Genomic DNA, 24,245 nt, shown 5'->3' with positions numbered 1-24,245 from the left:
TGGAACGCCGGAACGCCGCCGCGGGGCGGGGTCAGGGCGCGGGCGCGGGCGCGATCTGCAGGGTCTGGCGCAGCGCGCCGGTGGCGCGGTCGAAAATCAGGATGCTGTCATCGCGGGTCACCACGGCATACCAGTCGGGGCCCTGGGTGAAGGCCGTGGCTGTGGCGCCGTCGGGCAGGGTGATCTCTGCGGGCAGGGGCGCGCGGGTGGTCGTGAGCCGGATGACAAGCAGGCCGAGCAGGGTTACAAGCCCCACGATCATCACCCCCATGAGCACGAGCACCAGCCGCCGCAGCAGGCGCAGGTTGGCGGGCTCGGGCAGTTTTTCGGGATCGGGAGTATCGGACATGGACCAGCCTTTGCGCATCGTCATCGGGGAGACCCCGCCGCCGCGCCTTGATAAGGCCTTGGCGCGCGATGTGCCAGAGGAGGCGGCGCTGTCGCGCACCCGGCTGGCGCGGCTGATCGCCGAAGGGGCGGTGACGCGGGATGGCGCGGTGCTGAGCGATCCCAAGGCGCGGGTCGAGGCGGGCGACGTGCTGGAGATCGCGCTGCCCCCCGCCGAGGACAGCCATATCGGCCCCGAGGACATCCCGCTGACCGTGATCTGGGAAGATGCCGATCTGGTGGTGGTCGACAAGCCTGCGGGCATGGTGGTGCATCCGGCGCCCGGCACGCCCTCGGGCACGCTGGTCAATGCGCTGCTGCATCATTTTGGCGGCGCGCTGTCGGGGGTGGGCGGGCGCAAGCGCCCCGGCATCGTGCACCGGATCGACAAGGACACCTCCGGCCTGCTGGTGGTGGCGAAATCCGACCGGGCGCATCATGGCCTTGCCGCGCAGTTCGAGGCGCATAGCGCCGAACGCGCCTATCTGGCGCTGGTGCATGGCGTGCCCTCTGCCGCCGATCCCCGGCTGCGCGGCACGCGCGGCGTGTCGATGGATCCGGGCGAGGTGGTGCGCATCCAGTCCGGGCTGGCGCGGCACAAGACCGACCGGCAGCGGCAGGCGGTCTATTTCGACGGGCAGGGGCGCCATGCGGTGACCCGCGCGCGGGTGCTGGAAAGTTATGGTCAGCCGCCGACCCTGTCGCTGGTGGAATGCCGTCTGGAAACCGGGCGCACCCATCAGATCCGGGTGCATATGGCCCATGCCGGGCACGGGCTTCTGGGGGATCCGGTCTATGGCGGGCGCCGCCGCGCCGCCGCCCGCGCGCTGCCCGCCGGGGTGCTGGCGCAGGTCGAGTCGTTTGACCGGCAGGCGCTGCATGCCGCCGTTCTGGGCTTTGCGCATCCGGTCAGCGGCGAGATGATGCGGTTCGAGTCCCCGCTGCCCGCAGATATGGAGGCGCTGGTTGCCGCGCTGCGGGGTGCGGCACACGCCGGCTGACATGGTTTTCCCATCTGCGTGAGCCGGGCGTTTTGCGGATCCGGGCGACGGAGTTTTGCGTTAACACCGTAACAAGCATGAAGCGTCATCGACGCTTGAAACCCACCCGGGCCGCATCCATATGCATGTTAACGCCCGAAACATTGGAGGATCTGGGACAAGTGAGCACCTATGCAAATCTCCCGGCTCCGTCGCCGGAAGCCGGACTCAGCCGCTATCTGCAGGAAATCCGGAAGTTCCCGCTTCTGGAGCCCGAGGAGGAGTATATGCTGGCCAAGCGCTGGGTGGAGGATCAGGATTCTGACTCCGCGCACCGTCTGGTCACCTCGCATCTGCGGCTCGCCGCCAAGATCGCCATGGGCTACCGCGGCTATGGACTGCCGCAGGCGGAGGTGATTTCCGAGGCCAATGTGGGCCTGATGCAGGCCGTCAAACGCTTCGATCCCGAAAAGGGCTTCCGTCTGGCCACCTATGCGATGTGGTGGATCCGCGCCTCCATTCAGGAATATATCCTGCGGTCGTGGAGCCTTGTGAAGCTTGGCACCACCTCGGCGCAGAAGAAGCTATTCTTCAACCTGCGCAAGGCGAAAAGCCGCATCGGCGCGCTGGAAGAGGGCGACCTGCGCCCCGAGCATGTGGAAAAGATCGCGCATGATCTGGGTGTGACCAAGGACGAGGTCATCTCGATGAACCGGCGGCTGTCGGGGGGCGATGCCTCGCTCAACGCCACGGTCGGGTCCGAAGGCGAAGGGACCATGCAATGGCAGGACTGGCTGGAGGATGAAGGCGCCGATCAGGCGGGCGATTATGCCGAGCGCAACGAGATGGAAGCGCGCCGGGCCCTGCTGGAGCAGGCGATGGACGTGCTCAACGAGCGCGAGCGCGACATCCTGACCCAGCGCCGTCTGGCCGAACAGCCGGTGACGCTGGAGGATCTGTCCTCCGTCTATGACGTGAGCCGGGAACGGATCCGCCAGATCGAGGTGCGCGCCTTCGAGAAGCTGCAGAAGCGCATGCGCGATCTGGCCGCCGAACAGGGCATGATGGCCACCGCCTGAGCCCCTGAAGCCTTGCCGCCTGCTTTGCGCCCGCCCTCACCGGCGGGCGTTCTGCTTGCAGCGCCCGATACTTAGGTTACCTTGGCGCCAGCAGGAGAGGAGCGGATCATGGCGGAGTATCTGAGATGGGGTGTGCTGGGCGCGGCGAATTTTGCGCGCACGCAGATGGCCCCGGCGATTCATGCGGCGCGCGGTGGCGTGCTGGCGGCGCTGGCCACCTCTGACCCGGCCAAGGCCGCGGGATTCACCGCCTTTGCCCCCGAACTGCGGGTGCATGACAGTTACGACGCGCTGCTGGCCGACCCGCAGATCGACGCGGTCTATATCCCGCTGCCCAACACGATGCATGTGGAATGGACGCGGCGCGCGGTCGAGGCGGGCAAACATGTGCTTTGCGAAAAGCCGATCGCCATGACCGCGTCCGAGATCGACGAGCTGATCGCCCTGCGCGACGGGTCGGGCAGGCTGGTGGCGGAGGCGTGGATGATCGCGCATCACCCGCAATTCGCCAAGGCGCGCGAACTGCTGCAGGAAGACGCGCTGGGAAAGCTGGTGCGGGTCGACAGCACCCACAGCTTTTACAACGCCGATCCGGGCAATATCCGCAATCAGGCGGCGGCGGGGGGCGGCGCGCTGCCCGATGTCGGCATCTATGCCTTTGGCAGCGTGCGGCTGATCACCGGTCAGGATCCGCAGCAGATCCTCGCCGCGCATCTGGACTGGGAGGGCGGGGTGGACACCGCCGCGCATGTCATGGCGCGGTTTCCGGACTTTCTGTATACCGGGCGCGTCTCGACCCGCGCCGCGCCGTGGCAGGAAATCCTGCTGCATGGCGAACGCGGCGTGATGCGCCTGTCGGTGCCGTTCAACGTCAATGTCTTTGGCCCGGCGACGCTGGAGCTGTTCGGTCCGGGGCTGGAGACGCGGACATGGCGCTGGCCCGGCGACAATCATTACGTCCTGCAGGTGGAGGCGTTCAATGCCGCAGCGCTGGGGCAGGCGGATTTCCCGCTGCCGCTGGAATTCTGCCGGGGCACGCAGGCGTTCATCGACCAGATCTATGCCGCGGCGCAGAAACCCTGAGCCGGGCGCCCGCCCCGCTGCCCTGTCGAAGTTTCGGGCAGAATCAGCAAGTTGTGCCGGAATCTAGTGCTTTCCTTTTATTCTGCGCTCGCATAGGCTTTTCTGCAACGCATGAGGGGAGGCGCTGACATGGCCGACATGGGAAAACCGTTGCTGATCAAGCGTTATGCCAGCCGGCGGCTCTACAACACCGAAACCAGCGACTACGTGACGCTGGAGGACATCGCGGGCTTCATCCGCGAGGGGCGCGAGGTGCAGATCATCGACCTGAAATCCGGTGATGATCTGACCCGGCAATATCTGCTGCAGATCGTGGCCGAACATGAAAGCCGCGGCGAATCGGTGCTGCCCATCAACGTGCTGACCGATCTGGTGCGCAGCTACACCACCCATGCCACGTCCAGCGTGCCGCAGTTTCTGGCCGCGAGCTTCGACATGTTCCGCGAGAGCCAGTCGAAATGGGCGGAAAGCATGACGCAGATCAACCCGATGATGCCCAAGATCCCGGGTCTGGAGGCGATGCAGGCCCAGCAGGAAGCCTTTCTGAAGGCCATGACCGGCAATATGAGCAAGGGCTGGTCGGCCCCGGAACAGCCGGAGCCCGAAGAGGATCTGGACGCGATCAAGAAACAGCTGGCGGAGCTGCAGGCCAAGCTGTCGAAGCTGAACAAGTAACCGGGCGGCGCGGCGGCGGCTTCTGCCCCCGCGCCTTGCCATGGGCTCAGGTGCCGTAGGCGCGCTGCTGCCCCATCACCTGCTCCGCCGCCTCTACCAGAACCCGTGCCACCGCGTCACAGTCCGCCAGCGTCAGCCGGGCGGGCAGGCGGGTGTCGCAGGCCACTTCCAGCATGGCGCGGGTGGCGGGTAGATCCGGCATCTCCGGCAGGAATTCCCAATTCCAGTAGGCGCGGGCATTGTCGGTGGACAGGCCAAAAAGCTGCACCTTGACGCCCCCCGCCGCGGCTGCCGCCAGAAAGGCGTGCCGTTCCGCCGCATCCATGCCCACAAGGTTGAACTGCAGCGAGTCGGGTGCGCGCTCTTCGGGGGGCAGCTTGGCGGGCACGTCGATCCACGGGCTGCGGGACAGCGCCTCGGCCACGTGATCGTGGTTGCGCCGCCCGTCCATGACCCGCTGCGCCACCAGCGGCAGCTGCGGACGGATCACCGCCGCCGACAGGTTCGACAGCCGCATGTTGTAAAGCGGCAGCCGGTTCTGCCAGCGGGCGAAAGCCTCTTCCAGCGCTGCGGAATTGTCGCCCGGCGCCATGTGCTTGCGCCAGTTGTGCTCATAGGCGCCCGACAGGATCACCGCGCGGGCCACCAGATCGGCGTCATCGGTGACAAGGATGCCGCCTTCGCCCGCGTTCACCAGCTTGTAGGACTGGAAGCTGAAACAGCCGACCCGGCCCAGCGTGCCGATCTTGCGCCCGCCCCAGACCGTACCCAGCGAATGGGCCGCATCCTCCACCACCGGCAGGCCGCGCGCCTCGCACAGCGCAAGAATGGCGTCCATGTCCGAGGTATGCCCGCGCATGTGGCTGATGATCACCGCCTGCACGCCGTCAAGTTTCGCCTCGAAATCCGCCATGTCGATGCGGTAATTCATGCCCACTTCGCAGAGCACCGGCACGCAGTCGGCATGGATCACCGCCGAAGGCACGGCGGCGAAGGTGAAGCCGGGGATCATCACCCGCGCGTCGCGCGGCAGGCCAAGCGCCTTCAGCGACAAAAACAGCGCGGCGGAACAGCTCGACACCGCCAGCGCGTATTTCACGCCTAGAAGGGCCGCGAATTCCCGCTCCAGCAGCGCCACCGGCGCATCCTGCGGCGCGGTGTAGCGGAACAGATCCCCGGAGGCCAGCAGGCGGTCGATCTCGGCCCGCGCCGCCTCGGGGATGGGTTCGGCGTCGTGCATGTTGGGCAGGCTGCTCATTTTGACTTTCCCGAATTGGTTCTTCGGGAAATCTTAAACACCGGCTCTGTAACAGCCAAGTGAAATCGGCCCGGTTGCTTGGGTCGGCGCGGACGCGCTCAGATCCCCAGCCGGTCGCGCAGCGCGTACCAGCTCATCGCCAGCGTCAGCAGCGGCGTGCGCAGCGCGCTGCCGCCCGGAAAGGCCGGAACCGGCAGGGCCGCCATGGCATCGAATCCCGCCGACTGCCCGCGCACCGCTTCCGCCAGCAGCCGCCCGGCATGCACGGCGGTGCCGACGCCATGGCCGGAATAGCCCGACGCGCTCAGCAGGCTTGGCCCCAGCCGCGCCAGATAGGGCAGGCGCTTCATGGTGATGGCCAGTGTCCCGCCCCAGGCGTAATCCAGCCGCACATCCTTCAGATGCGGAAAGATCTCCAGCATCGGCTTTTTCACCAGCGCGCCGATATCCTGCGGAAAGCGGTAGCCATAGCTTTCGCCGCCACCGAACAGCAGCCGTCCGTCCTCGCTGAGCCGGAAGTAATTCACCACGAATTTCGAATCGGCCACCGCCACGTCGCGGGTCAGCACCTCGCGCGTGCGCGGCCCCAAGGGCTCGGTCGCCACGATGAAATTGTTGATGGGCATGACCCGCGCCGCCACGCGCCGGTCCAGTCGGCCCAGATAGCCATTGGCGGCAAGGATGACGTGATCCGCCCGCACCACCCCCGCCTCGGTGCGCACCAGCGAGGGCGCGCCCTCGGTCAGCTCCACCACGGGGCTGCCCTCGTGAATGCGCGCGCCAGCCCCCGCCGCCGCGCGGGCCAGTCCCAGAGCAAAGCGCAGCGGATGCAGATGGGCCGCGCCCATGTCCAGCACGCCGCCGTGATAATCGGGCGAGGGGCAGAGCGCGTGAAACGCCTCGCGGTCCAGCATCTCGATGTCATAGCCGTAGCGGTCGCCCATATGCCGGGCGTAGTCATGCAGATGCGCCACCTCGGAGGCATGGGATCCGCACCATGCCACGCCGTCGCGCAGATGGCAGTCGATGCCATGCCGGGCGATCAGGTCGCGCACCAGCCTCTTGGCCTCCTCGCCCAGATCCCACAGATAGCGCGCCGGGCCTTCGCCCACCATCTTCTCAAGGGTCAGCTGATCCTGCCGTTGCCCCGATCCCAGCTGCCCGCCATTGCGCCCCGAGGCGCCAAACCCGACGCGATGCGCCTCCAGCAGCACCACGTCAAGCCCGGCTTCGGCCAGATGCAGCGCCGCCGACAGGCCGGTATAGCCCGCGCCCACGATGCAGACATCGGCGCGCGTCTCTCCCGACAGCGCCGCAAATGGCGCCAGCGGTTCCGCGGTCGCCGCATACCAGCTTGGCGGATAGGCGCCGCGCCGGTCGTTGGAAAACAGCAGGTCCATGGCGGCCCTTGTCCTTCTTCTTGGTCAAAATATCCCGGGGGTCCGGGGGCAGCGCCCCCGGCCTCTGCGACCGTCTCAGACGTTCAGCAGCAGGTGCTCGCGCTCCCACGGGCTGATGACGGCCAGAAACTCCTCGTATTCCAGCCGTTTCACGATGGAATAGACCCGCGCGAATTCCTTGCCCAGCACCTGATGCAGCGCGGGCGAGGCCTCGAACACGTCCAGCGCCTGTCCCAGCACGCGCGGGATGTCCCCCTCGCCCTCATAGGCGTCGCCCCGGAACTGCTTGGAAGGACGGCGTTCCTCCATCAGCCCCAGATAGCCGCAGGCCAGCGAGGCGGCGATGCCAAGATAGGGATTGCAGTCCATGCCCGCCAGCCGGTTTTCCACCCGCCGCGCCTCGGGCGAGGACAGCGGGATGCGGATGCCGGTGGTGCGGTTGTCGCGGCCCCATTCCAGATTGATGGGGGCGGCACTGTCGCGCACATAGCGGCGGTAGCTGTTCACATAAGGCGCCAGCACCGCGATGGCGGCGGGCAGATGGGTCTGCAGCCCGCCGATGAAGTGGAAGAAGGCGTCGGTCTCGCCGCCCGCAGGCCCGGCAAAGATGTTGCGGCCGGTGTCGCGGTCCATCACCGAATGATGGATATGCATGGCCGATCCCGGCTCGCTGGCGATGGGTTTCGCCATGAAGGTGGCAAAACAGTTGTGGCGCAGCGCCGCCTCGCGGATCAGCCGCTTGAAATAGAAGATCTCGTCGGCCAGCCGCACCGGGTCGCCATGCAGCAGGTTGATCTCCAGCTGCCCCGCGCCGCCTTCCTGCGTGATGCCGTCGATCTCGAAGCCCTGCGCCTCGGCAAAATCGTAGATGTCGTCGATCACCGGGCCGAATTCGTCGACGGCGGTCATGGAATAGGCCTGACGCGCGGCGGCGGGGCGCCCCGAGCGGCCCATCATCGGCTCGATCTCCTTGGCCGGGTCCAGATTGCGCGCCACAAGGAAGAATTCCATCTCCGGCGCCACCACCGGCTGCCAGCCCTGATCCTCGTAAAGCTTGACCACCCGCTTCAGCACGTTGCGCGGCGCATAGGGAATGGGCTCGCCCTTGCGGTCATAGGCGTCATGGATCACCTGCAGCGTCCAGTCGGCGGTCCATGGCGCGGCGGTGGCGGTGGACATGTCGGGCTTCAGGATCATGTCCCGTTCGATAAAGCCCACCTCCTCGTCGGCGGCCTCGCCCCAGTCGCCGGTGATCGTCTGGTAAAAGATCGATTCCGGCAGATGGAAATAGCTCTGCCGGGCGAATTTCGACGCGGGCACGGCCTTGCCGCGCGCGATGCCGGGCAGATCGGCGATGATACATTCCACCTCGTCCAGCCGCCGCCCCTCAAGGTAGCTGACCGCGGAGGGGGGCAGGTTGGCAGTCCAGTCGGCGGTCATGACAAGGCCTTTTGTTTGAAGAAACGGGCAAACTGATCGGCAAGCGCGCCGCTGTCGAGCGGCGTGCCAAAGGCCGCGCGGGCGGCATCCAGCCGGTCCTGCGGCACCACGCCGGGGCCGCGGGTTTCTGCCAGCGCGCGGGTGAAGGCGTCGTCGAATTCGGGATGCGCCTGCACGGTGAAGGCATGGCCGGGATAATGCAGCGCGGCGATGGCGCAGCCGGGGGCATGGGCCACCACCTCCGCCCCGGGGGGCAGGGCGGTCACCTGATCCTGATGCCACGCGTTCAGCACCCGCTCGCCTTCGGGGAACTGATAGCGGGTCGGCCCCACCGACCAGCCGCCGGGAAATTTCTCGACCTTGCCGCCAAGCGCCTGCGCGATGATCTGATGGCCGAAACACACGCCGACCAGCGGCAGGCCCGCCGCGTAGATGTCGCGGATCAGCTGCTCCAGCGGCGGGATCCACGGGTGATCCTCATAGGCGCCGTGGCGGGATCCGGTGATCAGCCAGCCGTCCGCCGCCTCGGGGCCTTCGGGGAATTCACCCCGGACCACGGCCCAGGGCTGGAAGTCAAAACCGTGCCCGTCCAGCAGACGGGCAAAGAATGCGGGATACTCGCCGGTCTGCGCCGCAAGATCTGCGGGCACGAGTCCGGTCTGCAAAATGCCGATTTTCATGGATCACATCATTAGGGTTGATGGTCCAAGCCTACCCATGCCGCGCCGGGGCGGCAAGGGCTCAGACCGTATCCAGATAGATCTCCACCTGTTCGGTCGGCGACAGCTCGGACATGTAGTAAAGTTCCTGCCGTTTGGTCAGCAGGAGGTTGCGGATCAGATCCTCGGGCAGGATGCGGGGCATGATGGCGCTTTGTTCGAACGCATCCATGGCCGCGCCCCAGTCCGCCGGAATCCGGGGCAGATCCTGCGCATAGGCATTGCCGCTGATGGGTTCGGGCGGCTCCTGCGCATCCTCGATCCCGGTCAGCGCCGCGCCAAGGATTGCCGCCACCAGCAGATAGGGGTTCACGTCGCCCCCCGCCACGCGGTGTTCGATCCGCCGCGCCGCCGGACTGCCCGAAGGCACGCGGATCGCCGAGGTGCGGTTTTCATAGGCCCAGCAGATGCCGCAGGGGGCATGGTTTTCCGGGATCAGCCGGTCATAGGAATTGAGATGCGGCGCAAAGACCAGCGTGCTGTCATGCATCGCCGACAGGCAGCCCGCGATGGCATGGCGCAGCACGTCGGTGCCGCGCGGCCCGCCATCGTCAAAGATGTTGCGCCCGTCGCTGTCCAGCACGGAGAAATGCATGTGCATGCCGGATCCGGCGTAATCCTCATAGGGTTTGGCCATGAAGGAGGCGGCAAAGCCGTGCCGCCGCGCCAGACCCTTGACCAGCATCTTGAACAGCCACGCATCATCGGCGGCGCGCAGCGCGTCATCCTGATGCATGAGGTTGATCTCGAACTGCCCCAGACCCGCTTCGGAAATCGCGGTATCGGCGGGAATGTCCATTTCCTCGCAGGCGTCGTAAAGATCGGTGAAGAAGGTGTCGAACTGGTCAAGCGCGCGGATCGACAGCACTTCGGCTGCCTTGCGCCGCTTGCCGGATCGCGGGCTGACCGGCACCTGCAGCGTCTTGCCGCTGTCGTCGATCAGGAAAAACTCCAGCTCCAGCGCCACCACCGGCGTCAGGCCAAGCGCCTTGTAGCGCTTCAGAACCAGCGCCAGCGCGTGGCGCGGATCGCCCTCATAGGGCTTGCCGTTTTCGTGATACATCCAGATCGGCAGCAGGGCGGTCGGGCCTTCAAGCCAAGGCATCGGCACGAAGCCGCGGTCGGTGGGGCGCAGCACGCCGTCGCGGTCGCCGCTTTCGAAGACCAGCGGGCTGTCGTCGATATCCTCGCCCCAGATGTCGAGGTTCAGCGCCGAAAAGGGAAAGCGGGTGCCGTCCTCGACGACCTTGTGGGCGAAACGGGCGGGAACGCGCTTGCCGCGGGGCTGGCCGTTCAGATCGGCCGCGGCCACGCGGATGGTGCGCACCTGAGGGTTCTTGCGCAGCCAGGTTTTGGGGTCGGTCATGATACTTCCGAAATTTGATCAAATGTAGCCTAGCGGGGGAAATCCGGTCTGACAAGCGGTGCGGTGGCGGCTTTGGCGGCGCAAAGGGCCAAATGCTTGGTGCTTGGGCAGCGCCGCGGGGTCTTGCCAGCGGCGCGGGCGCGGCCTAGCACGGGCGCATGCTTTCCTATCAGCACGCCTTTCACGCCGGGAATCTGGCCGATCTGCAGAAGCACGCGGCACTGGCCGCGATGCTGGACTACCTGCTGCGCAAGGACAAGCCGCTGAGCTATATCGAAACCCATGCCGGGCGCGGGCTTTACGATCTGGGCTCGGCAGAGGCGCGGAAGACCGGCGAGGCGGCGCAGGGCATCCTGCTGCACGAGGCGGCGCTGGCCGAGGATCACCCCTATCGTCGCGTGCTGGCGGCGGTGCGGGCCCAGCATGGCCCGCACGCCTATCCCGGCTCGCCGCTGCTGGCCGCCACGCTGCTGCGGCCCGGCGACCGTCTGCATCTGGCGGAACTGCACCCGCAGGAACATGCGGGGCTGGTGCAGGCGCTGCGCGGCGACAATATCCGCATCCACCGGCAGGACGGCTATGCGCTGGCGCAGAGCCTGTGCCCGCCCGAGCCGCGCCGCGGGCTGATGCTGGTCGATCCGCCCTATGAGCTGAAGCAGGATTATGTCGAGATTCCGCGGTTTCTGGCGGCGATCCACCGGGCGTGGAACGTCGGGATTCTGGCGCTGTGGTATCCGGTGCTGACCTCTGGCCTGCATCTGCCGATGCTGGAGGCGCTGGAGCAGAGCTTTCCGGAGGCGCTGCGTCACGAGATCCGCTTTCCGCCGGTGCGCGAGGGGCATCGCATGGTGGGATCGGGCCTTTTCGTGGTCAATCCGCCCTGGGGACTGGCCGAGGAGATGGCGCGCATCGACGGCTGGCTGGCGGGGCCGGGCCGCACCGGCTGACCGGGCTGTTACAATTCTTGCTCCGCGCCGCATCCTGCCGCACAGTGAAGGTCCAACCGGAAGGAGACCCCGCATGTGCGCCGTGCTGCTGCCCCATCCGTCCTGTCCGTTCCCGGGCCCCTGCGGGGCTTCGGGCTGAGGCGGGCTTTGGGGCGCGGACTCAGATACTGGCTGGCGGCGCCCGAGGCCTCGCCGCTTGACCCCTGTGACGTGCCGGTGGCGCTGGGGGCGCTGCTGCTGCGCGCGGCGGCCAGCGACTATCGCGATGTTCTGGGCGAGGCGGCGCTGATCGATGCGGTGCTGGCGCGGCGCCACGACCTGACCGCCGCCGAGGCCGCCGAGATGCGCGCCACCTGCGAGGCGGTGGCGGTCTGGGCCCCCGAGACCGCGATCTTTGCCGCGCTGCTCTGCGAGGCGGTGGCCTATCGCGACCGGCTGGCGCTGGCGCTGTGCCTCTGCGACGTGCTGGCCGCCGATCCCGCAGCGCTGGTCCTGGCCGAAGCCGTGCTGGGCGTGCCGCAGGGCGCCCTGACCCGGGATCTGCGCGAGGGCTGAGCCGGGGCAGGGGGGCTCTGCCCCCGCCCGCCATGGGCGGGCTCCCCCGGGATATTTGCAGCCAATGGAAACGGCAGGCGCTTTTTGGCGGATACGGCATTTGCGCGGGAGGACAGGCGCGCTATATCCCGTGCATGTTTGCAGATTTTCTCAAGCGGCTGGTCCAGCCCGACCCCGAGCCCCTGCCCGACGCGGATGCGCGGCTGGCGCTGTCCGCCCTGCTTGTGCGCGTGGCGCGCGCTGACGGGGTCTATGATGACGGGGAGCAGGCGCGCATCGACCGCATTCTCTCCACCCGCTATGCGCTGTCGCCGTTCGAGGCCACGGCGCTGCGCCGCGCGGCGGAGGATCTGGAGGCCGAGGCGCCGGACACCGTGCGCTTTACCCGCGCGATCAAGGATGCCGTGGGGTATGAGGACCGCATCGGCGTGATCGAGGCGCTGTGGCAGGTCGTTCTGGCCGATGGCAGCCGCGATGCCGAGGAAGACGCGGTGCTGCGGCTGGTGGCGAATCTGCTGGGAATCAACGACCGCGATTCGGCGCTGGCCCGCCAGAGGGTAGACCGCGCAGGCTGAGGGGGCGGGCGCCGGAGGGGTGCCTTTTTGCCGGGCAGCTCTGCTTGACGCTACGCCAAGCTGGCAATTGGCGTCGTTTCTGGCATGGACAAGCGCGCGCAGGGCGCCCCATCCTGCCTGATCTTCATCGCAGCCAGAGGTAAGGTTTGACCCCCGCCGACGCCGTCATCGAGATTCGCGACCTTCACAAGTCCTATGGCCCGCTTGAGGTGCTCAAGGGCGTGTCGGTCACCGCGCGGCGGGGCGACGTGGTGTCGCTGATCGGATCCTCGGGATCGGGAAAGTCCACGCTGCTGCGCTGCTGCAACCTGCTGGAAGACAGCCAGCAGGGCGAAATCCTGTTCAAGGGCGAGCCGGTGCGCTGGTCGGGGCAGGGCGCGGCGCGCCGCCCCGCCGATCCGAAACAGGTGCTGCGCATCCGCACGACGCTGTCCATGGTGTTCCAGCAGTTCAACCTGTGGGCGCATATGACCATCCTGCAGAACGTGATGGAGGCGCCGCTGACCGTGCTGGGCCGCCCGCGCGACGAGGTGGAGGCGGCGGCGCGGGGTTATCTTGACAAGGTCGGCATCGGCGACAAGGCCGATGCCTGGCCCGGGCAGCTGTCCGGCGGGCAGCAGCAGCGCGCCGCGATCGCCCGCGCGCTGTGCATGGAGCCCGAGGCGCTGCTGTTTGACGAGCCGACCTCGGCGCTGGATCCGGAGCTGGAGCAGGAGGTGGTGCGCGTCATCCGCGATCTGGCGGAGGAGGGGCGCACCATGATTCTCGTGACCCATGACATGAAGATGGCCCGCGATGTCAGCGATCAGGTGATCTTTCTGCATCAGGGCCTGATCGAGGAAGAGGGCGCGCCGGACCGGCTGTTCGACGCGCCGCAGTCCGCGCGGCTGCAGGGGTTTCTGCGGTCCACCATGCCCGCGTGACGGGATGGCGCGTGCGGCGCCGACCGCGCGCCAGCAGAGATGACGACCAAACAGACAAGACAGGGAGCAAGACAGATGAAAACGATTCTTCTCGGGACGGCCATCGTGGTTGCAGGCGCCGGGGCGGCGCTGGCGCAGGATGTGGTGCGGCTTGGCACCGAGGGCGCCTATCCTCCGTACAACTTCATCAATGACGCGGGCGAAGTGGCCGGGTTCGAGCGGGTGCTGGGCGACGAGCTTTGCGCGCGGGCGGAACTGACCTGCACCTGGGTCACCAATGACTGGGATTCGATCATCCCGAACCTCGTGTCCGGCAACTACGATGCCATCATGGCGGGCATGTCGATCACGCCGGAGCGGGACGAGGTCATCGATTTCACCCAGAATTACACCCAGCCCGATCCCTCCGCCTATCTGGTGATGGCGGGCAACGAGGAGATCGATCTGGAAGCTGCGGTGATCGCCGCGCAGACCGGCACGATTCAGGCGAATTTTGTGGCCCAGAGCGGCGCCACGCTGGTGGAATTCGCCTCGCCCGACGAGACCGTGGCGGCGGTGCGCAATGGCGAGGCCGATGCGGTGCTGGCCGACAAGTCGTTCCTGATGCCGGTGGCCGAAGAGGGCGGCGATCTGGTCATGCTCGACCGCGAGGAGCTGATCGGCGGCGGCATCGGCATGGGGCTGCGCGAAAGCGATGCCGAGCTGCGGGCGGCGTTTGATGCGGCCATCCAGTCCATGAAGGATGACGGTTCGCTGAACGCGCTGCTTGAGGAATGGCAGATCGGCGCCACGTTCTGAGAAATGTGGCACGGAGGGCGGCTGCGCCCTCCGTGCCGCGCGCGCTGACCCATGTTCGCCTTCTGCACCGATCCCGAGACCCTGTCCGGCCTGAGCTGGCTGTCCTGCTACCTGACCACGGGCAAGCATCTGTCGATCTATGTCTCGGTGGGTACGGTGCTGCTGCTGCTGGCGATCACCGCGCCTGCGGCGCTGCTGTTCGGGTTTGGCGGTGCGGTGGCGGCGCGGTCGCCGCTGCCGCCGCTGGCCTGGGCCGGGCGCGGCTATATCGCGATCGTGCGCGGCGTGCCGGACATCGCGTTTTTCCTGTTCTTCGTCATCGCGCTGGACCAGTTTCTGGAATGGCTCCGGCATGAATGGAAATGCCCGGACTGGGAGGGCTCGGTCTGGCAGGGCAGCGATTTTGTGGTCTGCGCCGAGGCGAAGCTGCCGCTGTCGACGGCGGCAGGCTGGGTGCATGACGTCTATGGCTTCGCGGTGGCGGTGCTGACCTTTGCCATCGTCTTTGGCGCCTTTGCCGCCAATGTGCTTTATGGCGCGATGCGGGCCGTGCCGCGGGCGCAGCTGGAAACCGCCGAGGCCTATGGCATGAGCCGGCGGCAGATCTTCCGGCGCATCCTTGTGCCGCAGATGTGGGTCTATGCGCTGCCGGGCCTGTCGAACCTGTGGATGGTGCTGGTCAAGGCGACGCCGCTGCTGTTCCTGCTGGGGGTCGAGGACATCGTCTACTGGGCGCGGGAACTGGGCGGGGCCAAGACGCCGCGCTTCACCGATTACCCGCATCCCGACTGGCGGGTGTGGTATTTCGGCGCGCTGCTGGTGTTCTATCTGGCCTTCACCCGGCTGTCCGAGGTGGTGCTGGCGCGGCTGACCCGCCGTCTGGCGCGCGGACAGGCGACCTTGGGCGGTGCGGCGCAGGGGGGAAGCGCGTGAGCGGCCCGAGCGGGCAGGGGGCTCTGCCCCCCTCGCCCTGCGGGCGAGTCCCCCGGGATATTTTTACCAAGAAGAAGGGGCGGGCGTGAGCTGCTGGGAGACGATTGCCGATTACGGGCTGCGGTCGCTGGGGATTGGCGAGCGGCTGCTGCCGCGCGACAATTTCACGCTGTGCCAGCAGGTCGTGCTGATCGGGTCGGGGATGCTGTGGAACATCTATTTCGGCCTGATCAGTCTGGTGAGCGGGTTTTTTCTGGCCACGGCGCTGGCGCTGGGCAAGGCGTCGAAGGTGCGCGTGCTGCGCAAGCTGGCGGAATGGGTGATCTTCCTGTTCCGGGGATCGCCGCTGTTCATCCAGTTCTTCTTTGCCTATTTCCTGTTCCTCAGCCTGAAGGGCGTGTCGCCGGTCTTTGACCCGTTCAGTTCGGCATGGCTGGGGGCGGCGCTGGTGCTGTTCTTCAACACCGCCGCCTATTCGGGCGAGATCTTCTATGGCGCGCTGATGTCGGTGCCCAAGGGCGAGGTGGAGGCGGCGGATGCCTATGGGCTGTCGGGCTGGCCGCGGTTCCGGCGCATCATCTGGCCGACGCTGCTGCGGCTGTCCTGGCCCGCCTATACCAACGAGGCGATCTTTCTGTTCCACGCCACGACGCTGGTATTCTTTTCCGGCTTTCCGGCATGGCAGCAGCGCGGCGACGCGCTGTATTATGCCAGCTATTTCGCCGACAAGACCTTCAACCCCTTCGTGCCCTATCCGATCCTTGCGGGATATTTCATCCTGCTGACGCTGGCCATCGTGGGGGTCTTCGGGATCGTCAACCGCAGGCTGAACCGGCATCTGCCGCAGGAGCGCCGCGCGCGGCTGCGGCTGCGCCGCGGGCCGCTGCTGCGCTGAGGCGGCGCGGGCTCAGAACAGCCCGGCCTCCTTGGCGATCATCGCCGCCTGCGTGCGGTTCGAGGCGCCGATCTTGCGATAGAGCGTCTTGACGTGCAGCTTGACGGTGGGTTCGCGCAGATCCAGATCGCGGGCGATTTCCTTGTTGGACTTGCCCAGCGTCAGGCCTTCCAGCACCTCAAGCTCGCGGCGCGACAGGCGTTCGGCCAGCGGGTTGCTGGCGGCCTCGTCCTCGGCGCGCATGAAATCGAGCGGGGCGTATTGTTCGCCCATGGCCATGAAGCGCACGGCATTGACCAGCGACTTGCCCGACAGCGTCTTGGGCAGGAAGCCTGCGGCGCCCGCCGCCAGCGCCTGTTCGGCGATTTCGCGGTTGGCGGTGCCGGAGATGATGGCGACGCGGCGTTCGCCGTTCAGATCCAGCATCCGCTTCAGACCTTCGAGCCCGTTCATGCCGGGCATGGAATAGTCGAGCAGCACCAGATCGAAACGGTCGCCGCGCAGGCACAGCTTTTCGGCCTCGGCGAAGGTGGCGACGGTCACCGTCTCGAAATTTCCCTCACCTTCCAGAAAAACCTCCAGGGTGTCGCGCAGCAGATCGTGGTCATCCGCGATCAGGACGCGCATTGCGCCGGAGTTTTTTTGCATGGCCTGCACGTCCCGCTGAACATTCATTACTACTCTCCTTGCACCTACTGGACGAATCACTGGGTCGTCAAAGGTAAACGACATTCTTTTCAGAACAGGCAAATGCGGTCATTTTATGGTTAATCCTTGCGGCAGGGAAGACAGCGACCGGCGCTGGTTCGATCTTTGCAACCCCGGGACCACGTTGTGGAGAGGGGCGGAACAAGACAGGAAGATGGTGATCTGCCAAGGTCTTTAGGTGCGGTGCCTATCCGTTCGGATAGGATACAGTCCCTTTGCACCTATAACACTGAATAACGGTTCTGTGCGAAAAGACAATAAGCCCCAGAGGATCCGAAACCATGTCCCTCCTTGCCCGCCCTTTCCTGACCGTGTTCACGACGCTGGTTCTGCTGGTGGCGCCACCCGTGGCCGCGCAGGAGGCCCTGCCCATGCCGGAAGGTGAGCCGCTGCTGACCGTCACGGGAGAAATTTCCGTGACAAATCAAGACGAAGCTGCGGTTTTTGACCGGGCGATGCTGGAAAGCATGGAGACGGTGACCTTCACCACCTCGACCATCTGGACAGAGGGGCCGCAGACCTTCACCGGCGTGCCGCTGTCGGAGCTGATGGAGGCCGTGGGCGCCACGGGCAGTTCGATGAAGGCCACGGCGATCAACGATTACGCGGTGGACATCCCGCGCGAGGACTGGGTGCAGGACGGCCCCATTCTTGCCTATCTCAACGACGGCGAGGAAATGCCCGTCCGCGACAAGGGCCCGCTCTGGGTGGTCTACCCCTACGACCTGAACGCCAGCTACCAGTCGGAAGTCATCTACTCCCGCAGTATTTGGCAACTGGACCGCATCGTTGTGGTTGAGTAAACCGGGAGGCAGGTTTCATGCTCCCGGGATTAGCGAATTGGCCGGCTACGACGATTTTTCCAACCGCCGGACCGGATGGGTCCAGACGGGAGCGGCGACAGCCGCTCTCGTTCTGTCTGTGGCCCTTGTCGCGTGGATGGCGCTTCTGGTCCTGCGCGGGGTGGACGATCTGTCCACCGCAAATTCCGACAACGTCCAGTGGAGCCTTGCGCAGGCGGACGTAGAATTCCTGCGGTTCCGGATCGCGCTGCGGGACGCCGAGGAGGATCCCACCGCGCTGGAAAGCGTGCGCCGCCGTTTTGACGTGTTCTACAGCCGCATGGCCACCATCGAAAGCGGCGAGATGTATCGCGCCATGCGCGACGATCCCCAGTTCAGGGGGCCGCGCACCCGGGTGCGGGATTTTCTCTCTGAAAGCGTGCCCTTCATAGATTCCCCCGATGCCGACCTGCGCGCGTCGCTGCCCCTTCTGGCCGAACGCGCGGAACAGGTGAACGAGGATGTGCGCTCCTTCTCGCTGGCGGCGCTGACCGCCTATGCCGGGATTTCCGACGACCGGCGCGAAGGGGTGATGCAGCTTCTGGCCTATCTGGGCATCGTGCTGGCGGTGCTGTTCGTGGCGCTGGCCATGGTGGCCTTCACGCTGTTCCGGCTGTTCCGGCTGGCCCAGGGCCGGGCGCATCAGGTGGAAAGTGCGGCGGGCCGGATGCGGACCATCGTCGAAACCTCGCCCAATGCCATCGTGGTGTTCGACAAGTCCGGGGCGATCCGCGAATTCAACCCGGCGGCGGAGCGCATGTTCGGCTATACCCGCGCCGAGGCGCGGGGGCGGTCCGCCATGCATCTGCTGCTGCCGCATGACGAGGCCGAGGCGCAGCGCCACGGCGCCTTCGCCTTTGCCGAACAGCTGCGCCGTCCGCGTCTGGAAGAGCGGCATTTCGAGGTGACGGTGCGGTCGCGCGACGGGCGGCTTTTCCCGGCGGAATTCGCCATTGATCGTTCCGAGGCGGGGCTGCCGCTGTATGTCGCCTATATCCGCGACATCTCGCGCCGCAAGAATGACGAGGCCGAACTGCGCGAGGCGCGCGACCGCGCGCTGGCGGGCGAACGGGTGAAGTCGGAATTCCTTGCCGTCATGAGCCACGAGATGCGCACGCCGCTGAACGGTCTGCTGGGCACCATGCAGCTGCTGCATGACCAGCCGCTCAGCCCGCGTCAGGCCGATCTGCTGGAGCGGATGCAGGCCTCGGGCGAGCTGCTCTTGGGGCTGGTCAATGACGTGCTGGATCTGGCCAAGTTCGAGGCCGGCAAGATGAAGGCGGAATCCGAACCCTTCTCGATCACGCAGCTTCTGGACGGGGTGATGCACACGGCGGGCCCGGTTGCCGAAAGCTATGGCAACACGCTGAGCTGGCAATGGGTGGGCGCGCCGCGCGACGGCGTCGAGGGCGATATGCGCCGTCTGCGCCATGTGCTGCTGAACCTTGTGGGCAATGCCGCGAAATTCACCCGTCAGGGCGAGATCGAGGTGGAGGTGGAATGTCTGCCCGGCGCCGAGAGCATGGTGGAATTCCGCGTCTCCGACAGCGGCATCGGCATCGCCGAGGAAGATCTGGAGCGCGTCTTCAACGATTTCGAGACGCTGGATTCGTCTTATGCGCGGGAAACCGGCGGCACCGGGCTGGGGCTGGGCATCGCGCGTCGGTTCGTCAAGCTGATGGGCGGCGAGATCGGCGCGGAAAGCGAGCCGGGCGAGGGCAGCCTGTTCTGGTTCCGCGTGCCGCTGGCGCCGACGCAGGCCGTGGTCGAACGTCTGGTCGAGGCATGGTCCGCCCCCGAGGATACTGGCGCGCCGCTCGACGTGCTGCTGGTCGAGGACAACGAGATCAACCGTTTCATCGTGCGCGAGATGCTGGATTCCGCTGGGCATTCGGTGGTCGAGGCGGAGAATGGCCGCGAAGGCGTCGATCAGGCGGCGCGGCACAGGTTTGACGTGATCCTGATGGACATCTCCATGCCGATCATGGACGGCACCGAGGCGGTGCAGCACATCCGCGGCGGCGATGGTGCCTCCCGCAACACGCCGATCGTGGCGCTGACCGCGCATGCCCTGCCCGAAGAGCGCGCGCGCTTTCACCGGCTGGGGATGGAGGCTTGTCTGAACAAGCCGGTGGAGCGGCAGAAGCTGCTTGCGACGCTGCGTGCCGCCGCTGCCGGGGAAAACGCCGAAGCCCCCGCCGTGGAGGCCGCGCCCGCCAGCGAGCCGCTGATCGACGATACGGTGCTGGCGCATTTCCATCGCAACGTTCCGCAGGAAGCGGGCGCGCGGCTGCTGGCGCGGTTCTTTGACGAGATGGATGATGCCGTGATCACGCTGGCCAAATCCGGGCCGGATGCGGCGGATCTGGCGGCGACCGCGCATAAATGCGCCGGATCCTGCGGTACCTTTGGCGCCGAGGCCATGCGTGCGGCGCTGATCCGGATCGAGGCGCGGATCAAGCGGGGCGAGCGTCCGGCGCAGGGTGATCTGGCCGCGCTGCAGCCGCTCTGGAGCCGCAGCCGCGCCGAGCTAGAGGCGCGGATGGCCGCCGCCTGACTTCTGCTTGCTGGGACATGTCCCAGACAGCCGCCCGGATCCGCATCCGGGCGGTTTTTCTTTGGAAATCAGCTGCTTGATGTTCTGCGCCGGACGGGGCGACTCGCATCCTGCGCACGCGCTGGCGCGCAGCGCGCCTGATCCCGCGCGGACAGGGGCGGAAAGCCGATTCTGCGGATTTGTTCCAAGTCATGATGGGCAGGAGATCCTACCCCTTCGGGTAGGGGGCTGTGCGCATGGGTGTGGAGACTCTCCAGTGGCGCAAACGACATTTTAATACGCGCATTGGTAGAAAGGGGGGCGGGCTGACTGGCGCCCGCGCCCTACGGAGCCCGCCTCATGACGATGCGCCCCAGCCTTCGGACCCGGCCTTGCTTGCCCAAGCGTCGCGTCCGGAATGCCACGGGTGCCGTCCTACACATATTTGGCGCAACCGGGGGGCGGGTCCGTCCTGCTCCCTGCCTCACCCGGTTCGCGCCTGATCCCGTCGTTCGCTTGCTGTGCGCAAAGGTTTTTTGACATGCCCCGCTTTTCCATCGTCGTGCCCTGCTACAATGCCGCTTTCACCATCTCTGAAACGATCGACAGTCTGCGCGCACAGACCGAGGGGGACTGGGAAGTCCTGATCATTGATGATGCGTCCTACGACGACACGCGGCTTGCAGCGGTCTGCGCCTCGCGCGGGGATCCGCGGTTCATCTTCCTTGAAAATCAGGGCGTGGGACAGGCGGCGGCCCGGAATATGGCGATCGATTACGCCAATGGCGACATCATCGCCTTCTGCGACGCGGATGACATCTGGCACCCGGAAAAGCTGGCCCGTCTGGACGAGCTGTTCCGCGACAGCAGCATCGATGCCGCCTTTGCCCGCGTGGAATTCTGCAACGGTCCGCAGATCTGCAGCGTGACCAGCGTGCCGGGGGGTGACCTCACCGTGGCGCGGCTGGTGCAGGACAATCCGGTCTGCACCATGTCCAATGTCGCGGTCCGGGCCGAAGTGCTGGCCGCCAGCGGCGGCTTCAACGAAGACATGACCCATGCCGAGGATCTGGAATGGCTGATCCGGCTGGTGGGGGACGGACACCGCATGGTCGGTCTGGACGAGGCGCTGGTGCAGTTCCGCACCAATCCGACGGGCCTGTCCATGGATGTGACCGGCGTCAAGGAAGGGCGGCGCGTGGCGCTGGCCACCGCCGCGCGCTACGGCGTCTTCAGCGACCGCCGCGCCGAGGCGATCCATCTGCGCCATCTTGCCCGCCGCGCCCTGCGCGTGGGCGCCCCGCCGATGCAGGCGCTGCGGCTGGCCTGCGCTGGCTTCTGCGAAAGCCCGCGCGGCTGGTTCTCGGACCTGCGCCGGGGTGCGGAAACGCTGTGCGGCGCCTTCGTGGCTCCGCTGCTGCCGCGCCCGCTGCGCACCGCGCTGTTCTGCCACTAAGCCACGGCCCATCGCATAGGGGGCGGCCGGACAGGCCCGGCCGACCTCCTGACCAGGACAGGTGCCCAAACCCCCGGGCACCTGTCTTTTTTTTCGTCACCCCGCTGACATGATGACAGACCATTGTTTTGCGGTGCAGGAGCGCGTATAGTGCCTGTTTCCAATCGACCGCCCATGACCGGAGGCGCCACGCCATGCAGACGCCCTACTACCTGATCGACAAGTCCCGCCTGCTGCCCAACCTTGAAAAGATCGCGACGCTGCGCGAGGCCTCCGGCGCCAAGGCGCTGCTGGCGCTGAAATGTTTCGCCACATGGTCGGTCTTTGACATGATGAGCGAGTATATGGACGGCACCACCTCCAGCTCGCTCTTCGAGGTGAAGCTGGGGCGCGAAAAGTTTCCGGGCGAAACCCACGCCTATTCCGTCGCTTGGGCCGATCACGAGATTGACGAGGTGCTGGCCTCTTCGGACAAGGTCATCTTCAACACCGCAGCACAGCTGCAGCGGTTCGAAGCGGTGTCGCGCGGGCACACGCGCGGGCTGCGCGTCAATCCCGGCGTGTCGACCTCCAGCTTCGATCTGGCGGATCCGGCGCGGCCCTTTTCGCGGCTGGGGGAACATGATCCCGAAACCATCGCGCCCGTGCTGGACCAGATCAGCGGCTTCATGTTCCACAACAACTGCGAAAACGCCGATTTTGCGCGGTTCGACGCCATGCTGGACCGCATCGAACAGCGCTTTGGCCCCCTGATCCGCCAGATGGAGTGGATCAGCCTTGGCGGCGGCATCCATTTCACCGGCGAGGGCTATCCGCTGGACCGGCTCGCCGAACGGCTGAAGCGGTTCGCGGGCGAAAACGAGGTGCAGGTCTATCTGGAACCCGGCGAAGCGGCGATCACCCGGTCGACCACGCTGGAGGTGACGGTGCTCGACACGCTGCATAACGGCAAGAACCTTGCCATCGTCGACAGCTCGATCGAGGCGCATATGCTTGATCTGCTGATCTACCGCGAAAGCGCCAAGATGCTCCCGAACGAGGGCCCCGAAGAGTGGATGATCTGCGGAAAATCCTGTCTCGCGGGCGACATTTTCGGCGAATTCCGCTTTCCGCAGCCGCTGAAACCGGGCGACCGGCTCAGCATCGACGATGCGGCGGGCTATACCATGGTCAAGAAGAACTGGTTCAACGGCGTGCAGATGCCCGCCATCGCCATCCGGGAACTGGACGGAACCGAACGTCTGGTGCGCGGCTTCACCTATGAGGATTTTGCTGCCGCGCTGTCGTGACGCGTGGCCGCAGCTTCACCCCAACCGGACATAACGAAGGAGGTCCCTTGAGTTGAAACGCAACGTTCTCATCATCGGCGCAGGCGGCGTCGCTCAGGTCGTGGCGCATAAATGCGCGCAGAACAACGATGTGCTGGGCGAGATCCACATCGCCAGCCGGACGCTTTCCAAATGCGAGGCGATCCTTGAGACGGTCCGCGACAAGGCCGCGATGAAAACTGATGGCGTGCTCAAGGCGCATCAGGTCGACGCGATGGACAGCGCCGCCGTGGCCGCGCTGATCCGCGACACCGGCGCGCAGATCGTCATCAATGTGGGCTCGGCCTTCGTCAACATGACCGTGCTCGACGCCTGTCTGGACACGGGCGCCGCCTATATCGACACGGCGATCCACGAAGATCCGGCCAAGATCTGCGAAATCCCGCCGTGGTATGGCAATTACGAATGGAAGAAGCGCGATCTCTGCGCGGAACGCGGCGTGACCGCGATCCTTGGCGCGGGCTTCGATCCGGGCGTGGTCAATGCCTTTGCCCGCTTTGCCATCGACCGCATGGACGAGGTGAAAAGCATCGACATCGTGGACATCAATGCCGGATCGCACGGCAAGTATTTCGCCACGAATTTCGACCCCGAGATCAACTTCCGCGAATTCACCGGCACCGTCTATTACTGGGAAGACCAGCAATGGAAGGAAACCCGGATGTTTGAAAGCGGGCGCGACTGGGATCTGCCCGTGGTGGGCACGCAGCGCGCCTATCAGTCCGGCCATGACGAGGTGCATTCTCTGGCCACCAACTTTCCGCAGGCCGATGTGCGCTTCTGGATGGGCTTTGGCGAGCATTACATCAACGTCTTCACCGTGCTGCAGAACCTTGGCCTGCTGTCGGAACAGCCGGTGACCACCGCCGAAGGGCAGGAGGTCGTGCCGCTCAAGCTGGTGAAGGCCGTGCTGCCCGATCCCGCCTCGCTGGCCCCCGACTATACCGGCAAGACCTGCATCGGCGATCTGGTCAAGGGCGTGAAGGATGGCGAAGAGGTCGAGATCTTTGTCTACAACGTCGCCGATCACAAGGACGCCTATGAAGAAGTGGGCAGTCAGGGCATCAGCTACACCGCAGGCGTGCCCCCCGTTGCCGCCGCCATGCTGGTCGCCACCGGCGAATGGGACGCGGGCACCATGAAGAATGTCGAGGAGATGGATCCGAAGCCGTTCTTCACCCTGCTGGACGGCATGGGCCTGCCCACCCGCATCAAGGACGCGCAGGGCGACCGGCCCTGGAACGCCTGATCTCCGCCGGGGCCTAGGCCACAGCGCTTTTACAACCGCCCGTCCGGACCGCTCCGGGCGGGCGTTTGCCTGTCTGCTGAACTATTTGTTTCGCAAATTCTCTGGCTGTCAGA

At 66.1% G+C, this 24,245-nt stretch carries 23 protein-coding genes; 16 read left to right on the top strand and 7 right to left on the bottom strand.

Translation table 11 applies throughout. The features are described from left to right. Window positions 1–31 precede the first annotated feature (31 nt). Complete coding sequence (locus VK682_RS06845; RefSeq protein WP_230795361.1) at window positions 32–349, bottom strand: DUF6476 family protein; 318 nt, start codon at window positions 347–349, stop codon at window positions 32–34. Here VK682_RS06845 and VK682_RS06840 point away from each other — a divergent pair. From VK682_RS06840 to phaR, 4 genes are all read left to right on the top strand, one after another. Next, window positions 348–1,388, top strand: coding sequence for an RluA family pseudouridine synthase (locus VK682_RS06840; protein WP_230795360.1), 1,041 nt, complete (start codon window positions 348–350; stop codon window positions 1,386–1,388). The two genes, VK682_RS06845 and VK682_RS06840, sit on opposite strands and share 2 nt — an antisense overlap. Window positions 1,389–1,549: 161 nt before the next feature. Further along, on the top strand, window positions 1,550–2,446 hold the full coding sequence (gene rpoH, locus VK682_RS06835) for an RNA polymerase sigma factor RpoH (RefSeq protein ID WP_230795359.1): 897 nt from the start codon (window positions 1,550–1,552) through the stop codon (window positions 2,444–2,446). A 108-nt stretch (window positions 2,447–2,554) separates the two neighbouring features. Next, entirely contained in the window at window positions 2,555–3,529 is a 975-nt protein-coding gene (locus tag VK682_RS06830; protein WP_230795358.1) for a Gfo/Idh/MocA family protein, read from the top strand. Between the two features lie 129 nt (window positions 3,530–3,658). After that, window positions 3,659–4,204 carry a polyhydroxyalkanoate synthesis repressor PhaR gene (gene phaR, locus VK682_RS06825; protein WP_089850153.1) on the top strand — a complete coding sequence of 182 codons (546 nt, stop codon included), beginning with the start codon at window positions 3,659–3,661 and terminating at the stop codon, window positions 4,202–4,204. 46 nt (window positions 4,205–4,250) lie between these two features. On the opposite strand, the gene VK682_RS06820 is transcribed toward phaR, so the two are convergent. The 5 genes from VK682_RS06820 to VK682_RS06800 all read right to left on the bottom strand — a co-directional run bounded on the left by VK682_RS06820 (window position 4,251) and on the right by VK682_RS06800 (window position 10,387). Beyond that, window positions 4,251–5,462: a DegT/DnrJ/EryC1/StrS family aminotransferase gene (locus VK682_RS06820; protein WP_230795357.1), complete on the bottom strand. Its 1,212-nt coding sequence runs from the start codon at window positions 5,460–5,462 to the stop codon at window positions 4,251–4,253. A gap of 98 nt (window positions 5,463–5,560) precedes the next feature. Then, window positions 5,561–6,862 carry an NAD(P)/FAD-dependent oxidoreductase gene (locus VK682_RS06815; protein ID WP_230795356.1) on the bottom strand — a complete coding sequence of 434 codons (1,302 nt, stop codon included), beginning with the start codon at window positions 6,860–6,862 and terminating at the stop codon, window positions 5,561–5,563. Window positions 6,863–6,937: 75 nt separating this feature from the next. Next, window positions 6,938–8,302, bottom strand: coding sequence for a glutamine synthetase family protein (locus VK682_RS06810; RefSeq protein ID WP_089850147.1), 1,365 nt, complete (start codon window positions 8,300–8,302; stop codon window positions 6,938–6,940). Continuing rightward, window positions 8,299–8,982 (bottom strand): type 1 glutamine amidotransferase, encoded by a 684-nt coding sequence (locus VK682_RS06805; protein WP_230795355.1) that lies wholly within the window; start codon window positions 8,980–8,982, stop codon window positions 8,299–8,301. The genes VK682_RS06810 and VK682_RS06805 overlap by 4 nt, the downstream gene beginning before the upstream one ends. Before the next feature lie 61 nt (window positions 8,983–9,043). Continuing rightward, entirely contained in the window at window positions 9,044–10,387 is a 1,344-nt protein-coding gene (locus VK682_RS06800; protein ID WP_089850143.1) for a glutamine synthetase family protein, read from the bottom strand. A gap of 158 nt (window positions 10,388–10,545) precedes the next feature. On the opposite strand from VK682_RS06800, the gene VK682_RS06795 reads away from it, so the two are divergent. From VK682_RS06795 to VK682_RS06765, 7 genes are all read left to right on the top strand, one after another. Next, a complete protein-coding gene (locus VK682_RS06795) occupies window positions 10,546–11,334 on the top strand; it encodes a 23S rRNA (adenine(2030)-N(6))-methyltransferase RlmJ (RefSeq protein WP_230795353.1) in 789 nt (262 codons plus the stop codon). 147 nt (window positions 11,335–11,481) lie between these two features. Beyond that, window positions 11,482–11,889: a tellurite resistance TerB family protein gene (locus VK682_RS06790; RefSeq protein WP_089850140.1), complete on the top strand. Its 408-nt coding sequence runs from the start codon at window positions 11,482–11,484 to the stop codon at window positions 11,887–11,889. 134 nt (window positions 11,890–12,023) lie between these two features. After that, entirely contained in the window at window positions 12,024–12,464 is a 441-nt protein-coding gene (locus VK682_RS06785) for a tellurite resistance TerB family protein (protein ID WP_230795351.1), read from the top strand. A 146-nt stretch (window positions 12,465–12,610) separates the two neighbouring features. Then, window positions 12,611–13,387, top strand: a complete 777-nt coding sequence (locus tag VK682_RS06780) for an ABC transporter ATP-binding protein (protein ID WP_230795350.1) — start codon at window positions 12,611–12,613, stop codon at window positions 13,385–13,387. Window positions 13,388–13,462: 75 nt separating this feature from the next. Then, on the top strand, window positions 13,463–14,185 hold the full coding sequence (locus VK682_RS06775; RefSeq protein WP_230795349.1) for a transporter substrate-binding domain-containing protein: 723 nt from the start codon (window positions 13,463–13,465) through the stop codon (window positions 14,183–14,185). 51 nt (window positions 14,186–14,236) lie between these two features. Continuing rightward, a complete protein-coding gene (locus tag VK682_RS06770) occupies window positions 14,237–15,118 on the top strand; it encodes an ABC transporter permease (RefSeq protein WP_230795348.1) in 882 nt (293 codons plus the stop codon). 85 nt (window positions 15,119–15,203) lie between these two features. Continuing rightward, complete coding sequence (locus VK682_RS06765; RefSeq protein WP_089850131.1) at window positions 15,204–16,013, top strand: ABC transporter permease; 810 nt, start codon at window positions 15,204–15,206, stop codon at window positions 16,011–16,013. 12 nt (window positions 16,014–16,025) lie between these two features. On the opposite strand, the gene VK682_RS06760 is transcribed toward VK682_RS06765, so the two are convergent. After that, window positions 16,026–16,640, bottom strand: a complete 615-nt coding sequence (locus VK682_RS06760) for a response regulator (protein WP_324781640.1) — start codon at window positions 16,638–16,640, stop codon at window positions 16,026–16,028. Between the two features lie 362 nt (window positions 16,641–17,002). Here VK682_RS06760 and VK682_RS06755 point away from each other — a divergent pair, with 362 nt between their 5' ends. The 5 genes from VK682_RS06755 to VK682_RS06735 all read left to right on the top strand — a co-directional run bounded on the left by VK682_RS06755 (window position 17,003) and on the right by VK682_RS06735 (window position 24,132). Next, a complete protein-coding gene (locus VK682_RS06755) occupies window positions 17,003–17,524 on the top strand; it encodes a putative pterin-binding protein (protein ID WP_110506218.1) in 522 nt (173 codons plus the stop codon). 136 nt (window positions 17,525–17,660) lie between these two features. Next, window positions 17,661–20,120 carry a hybrid sensor histidine kinase/response regulator gene (locus VK682_RS06750; RefSeq protein WP_230795347.1) on the top strand — a complete coding sequence of 820 codons (2,460 nt, stop codon included), beginning with the start codon at window positions 17,661–17,663 and terminating at the stop codon, window positions 20,118–20,120. A gap of 520 nt (window positions 20,121–20,640) precedes the next feature. Next, a complete protein-coding gene (locus VK682_RS06745) occupies window positions 20,641–21,555 on the top strand; it encodes a glycosyltransferase family 2 protein (protein ID WP_230795345.1) in 915 nt (304 codons plus the stop codon). 194 nt (window positions 21,556–21,749) lie between these two features. Then, window positions 21,750–22,844, top strand: a complete 1,095-nt coding sequence (locus tag VK682_RS06740) for a carboxynorspermidine decarboxylase (protein WP_089850124.1) — start codon at window positions 21,750–21,752, stop codon at window positions 22,842–22,844. A 52-nt stretch (window positions 22,845–22,896) separates the two neighbouring features. After that, a complete protein-coding gene (locus VK682_RS06735; protein WP_230795343.1) occupies window positions 22,897–24,132 on the top strand; it encodes a saccharopine dehydrogenase family protein in 1,236 nt (411 codons plus the stop codon). Window positions 24,133–24,245 lie beyond the last annotated feature (113 nt).

The organism is Salipiger marinus (genome assembly GCF_035481585.1).
Taxonomy (GTDB): domain Bacteria; phylum Pseudomonadota; class Alphaproteobacteria; order Rhodobacterales; family Rhodobacteraceae; genus Salipiger; species Salipiger marinus.
Note: the sequence above shows the minus strand (reverse complement) of the source record. Positions and strands in the feature narration are given on the sequence as shown.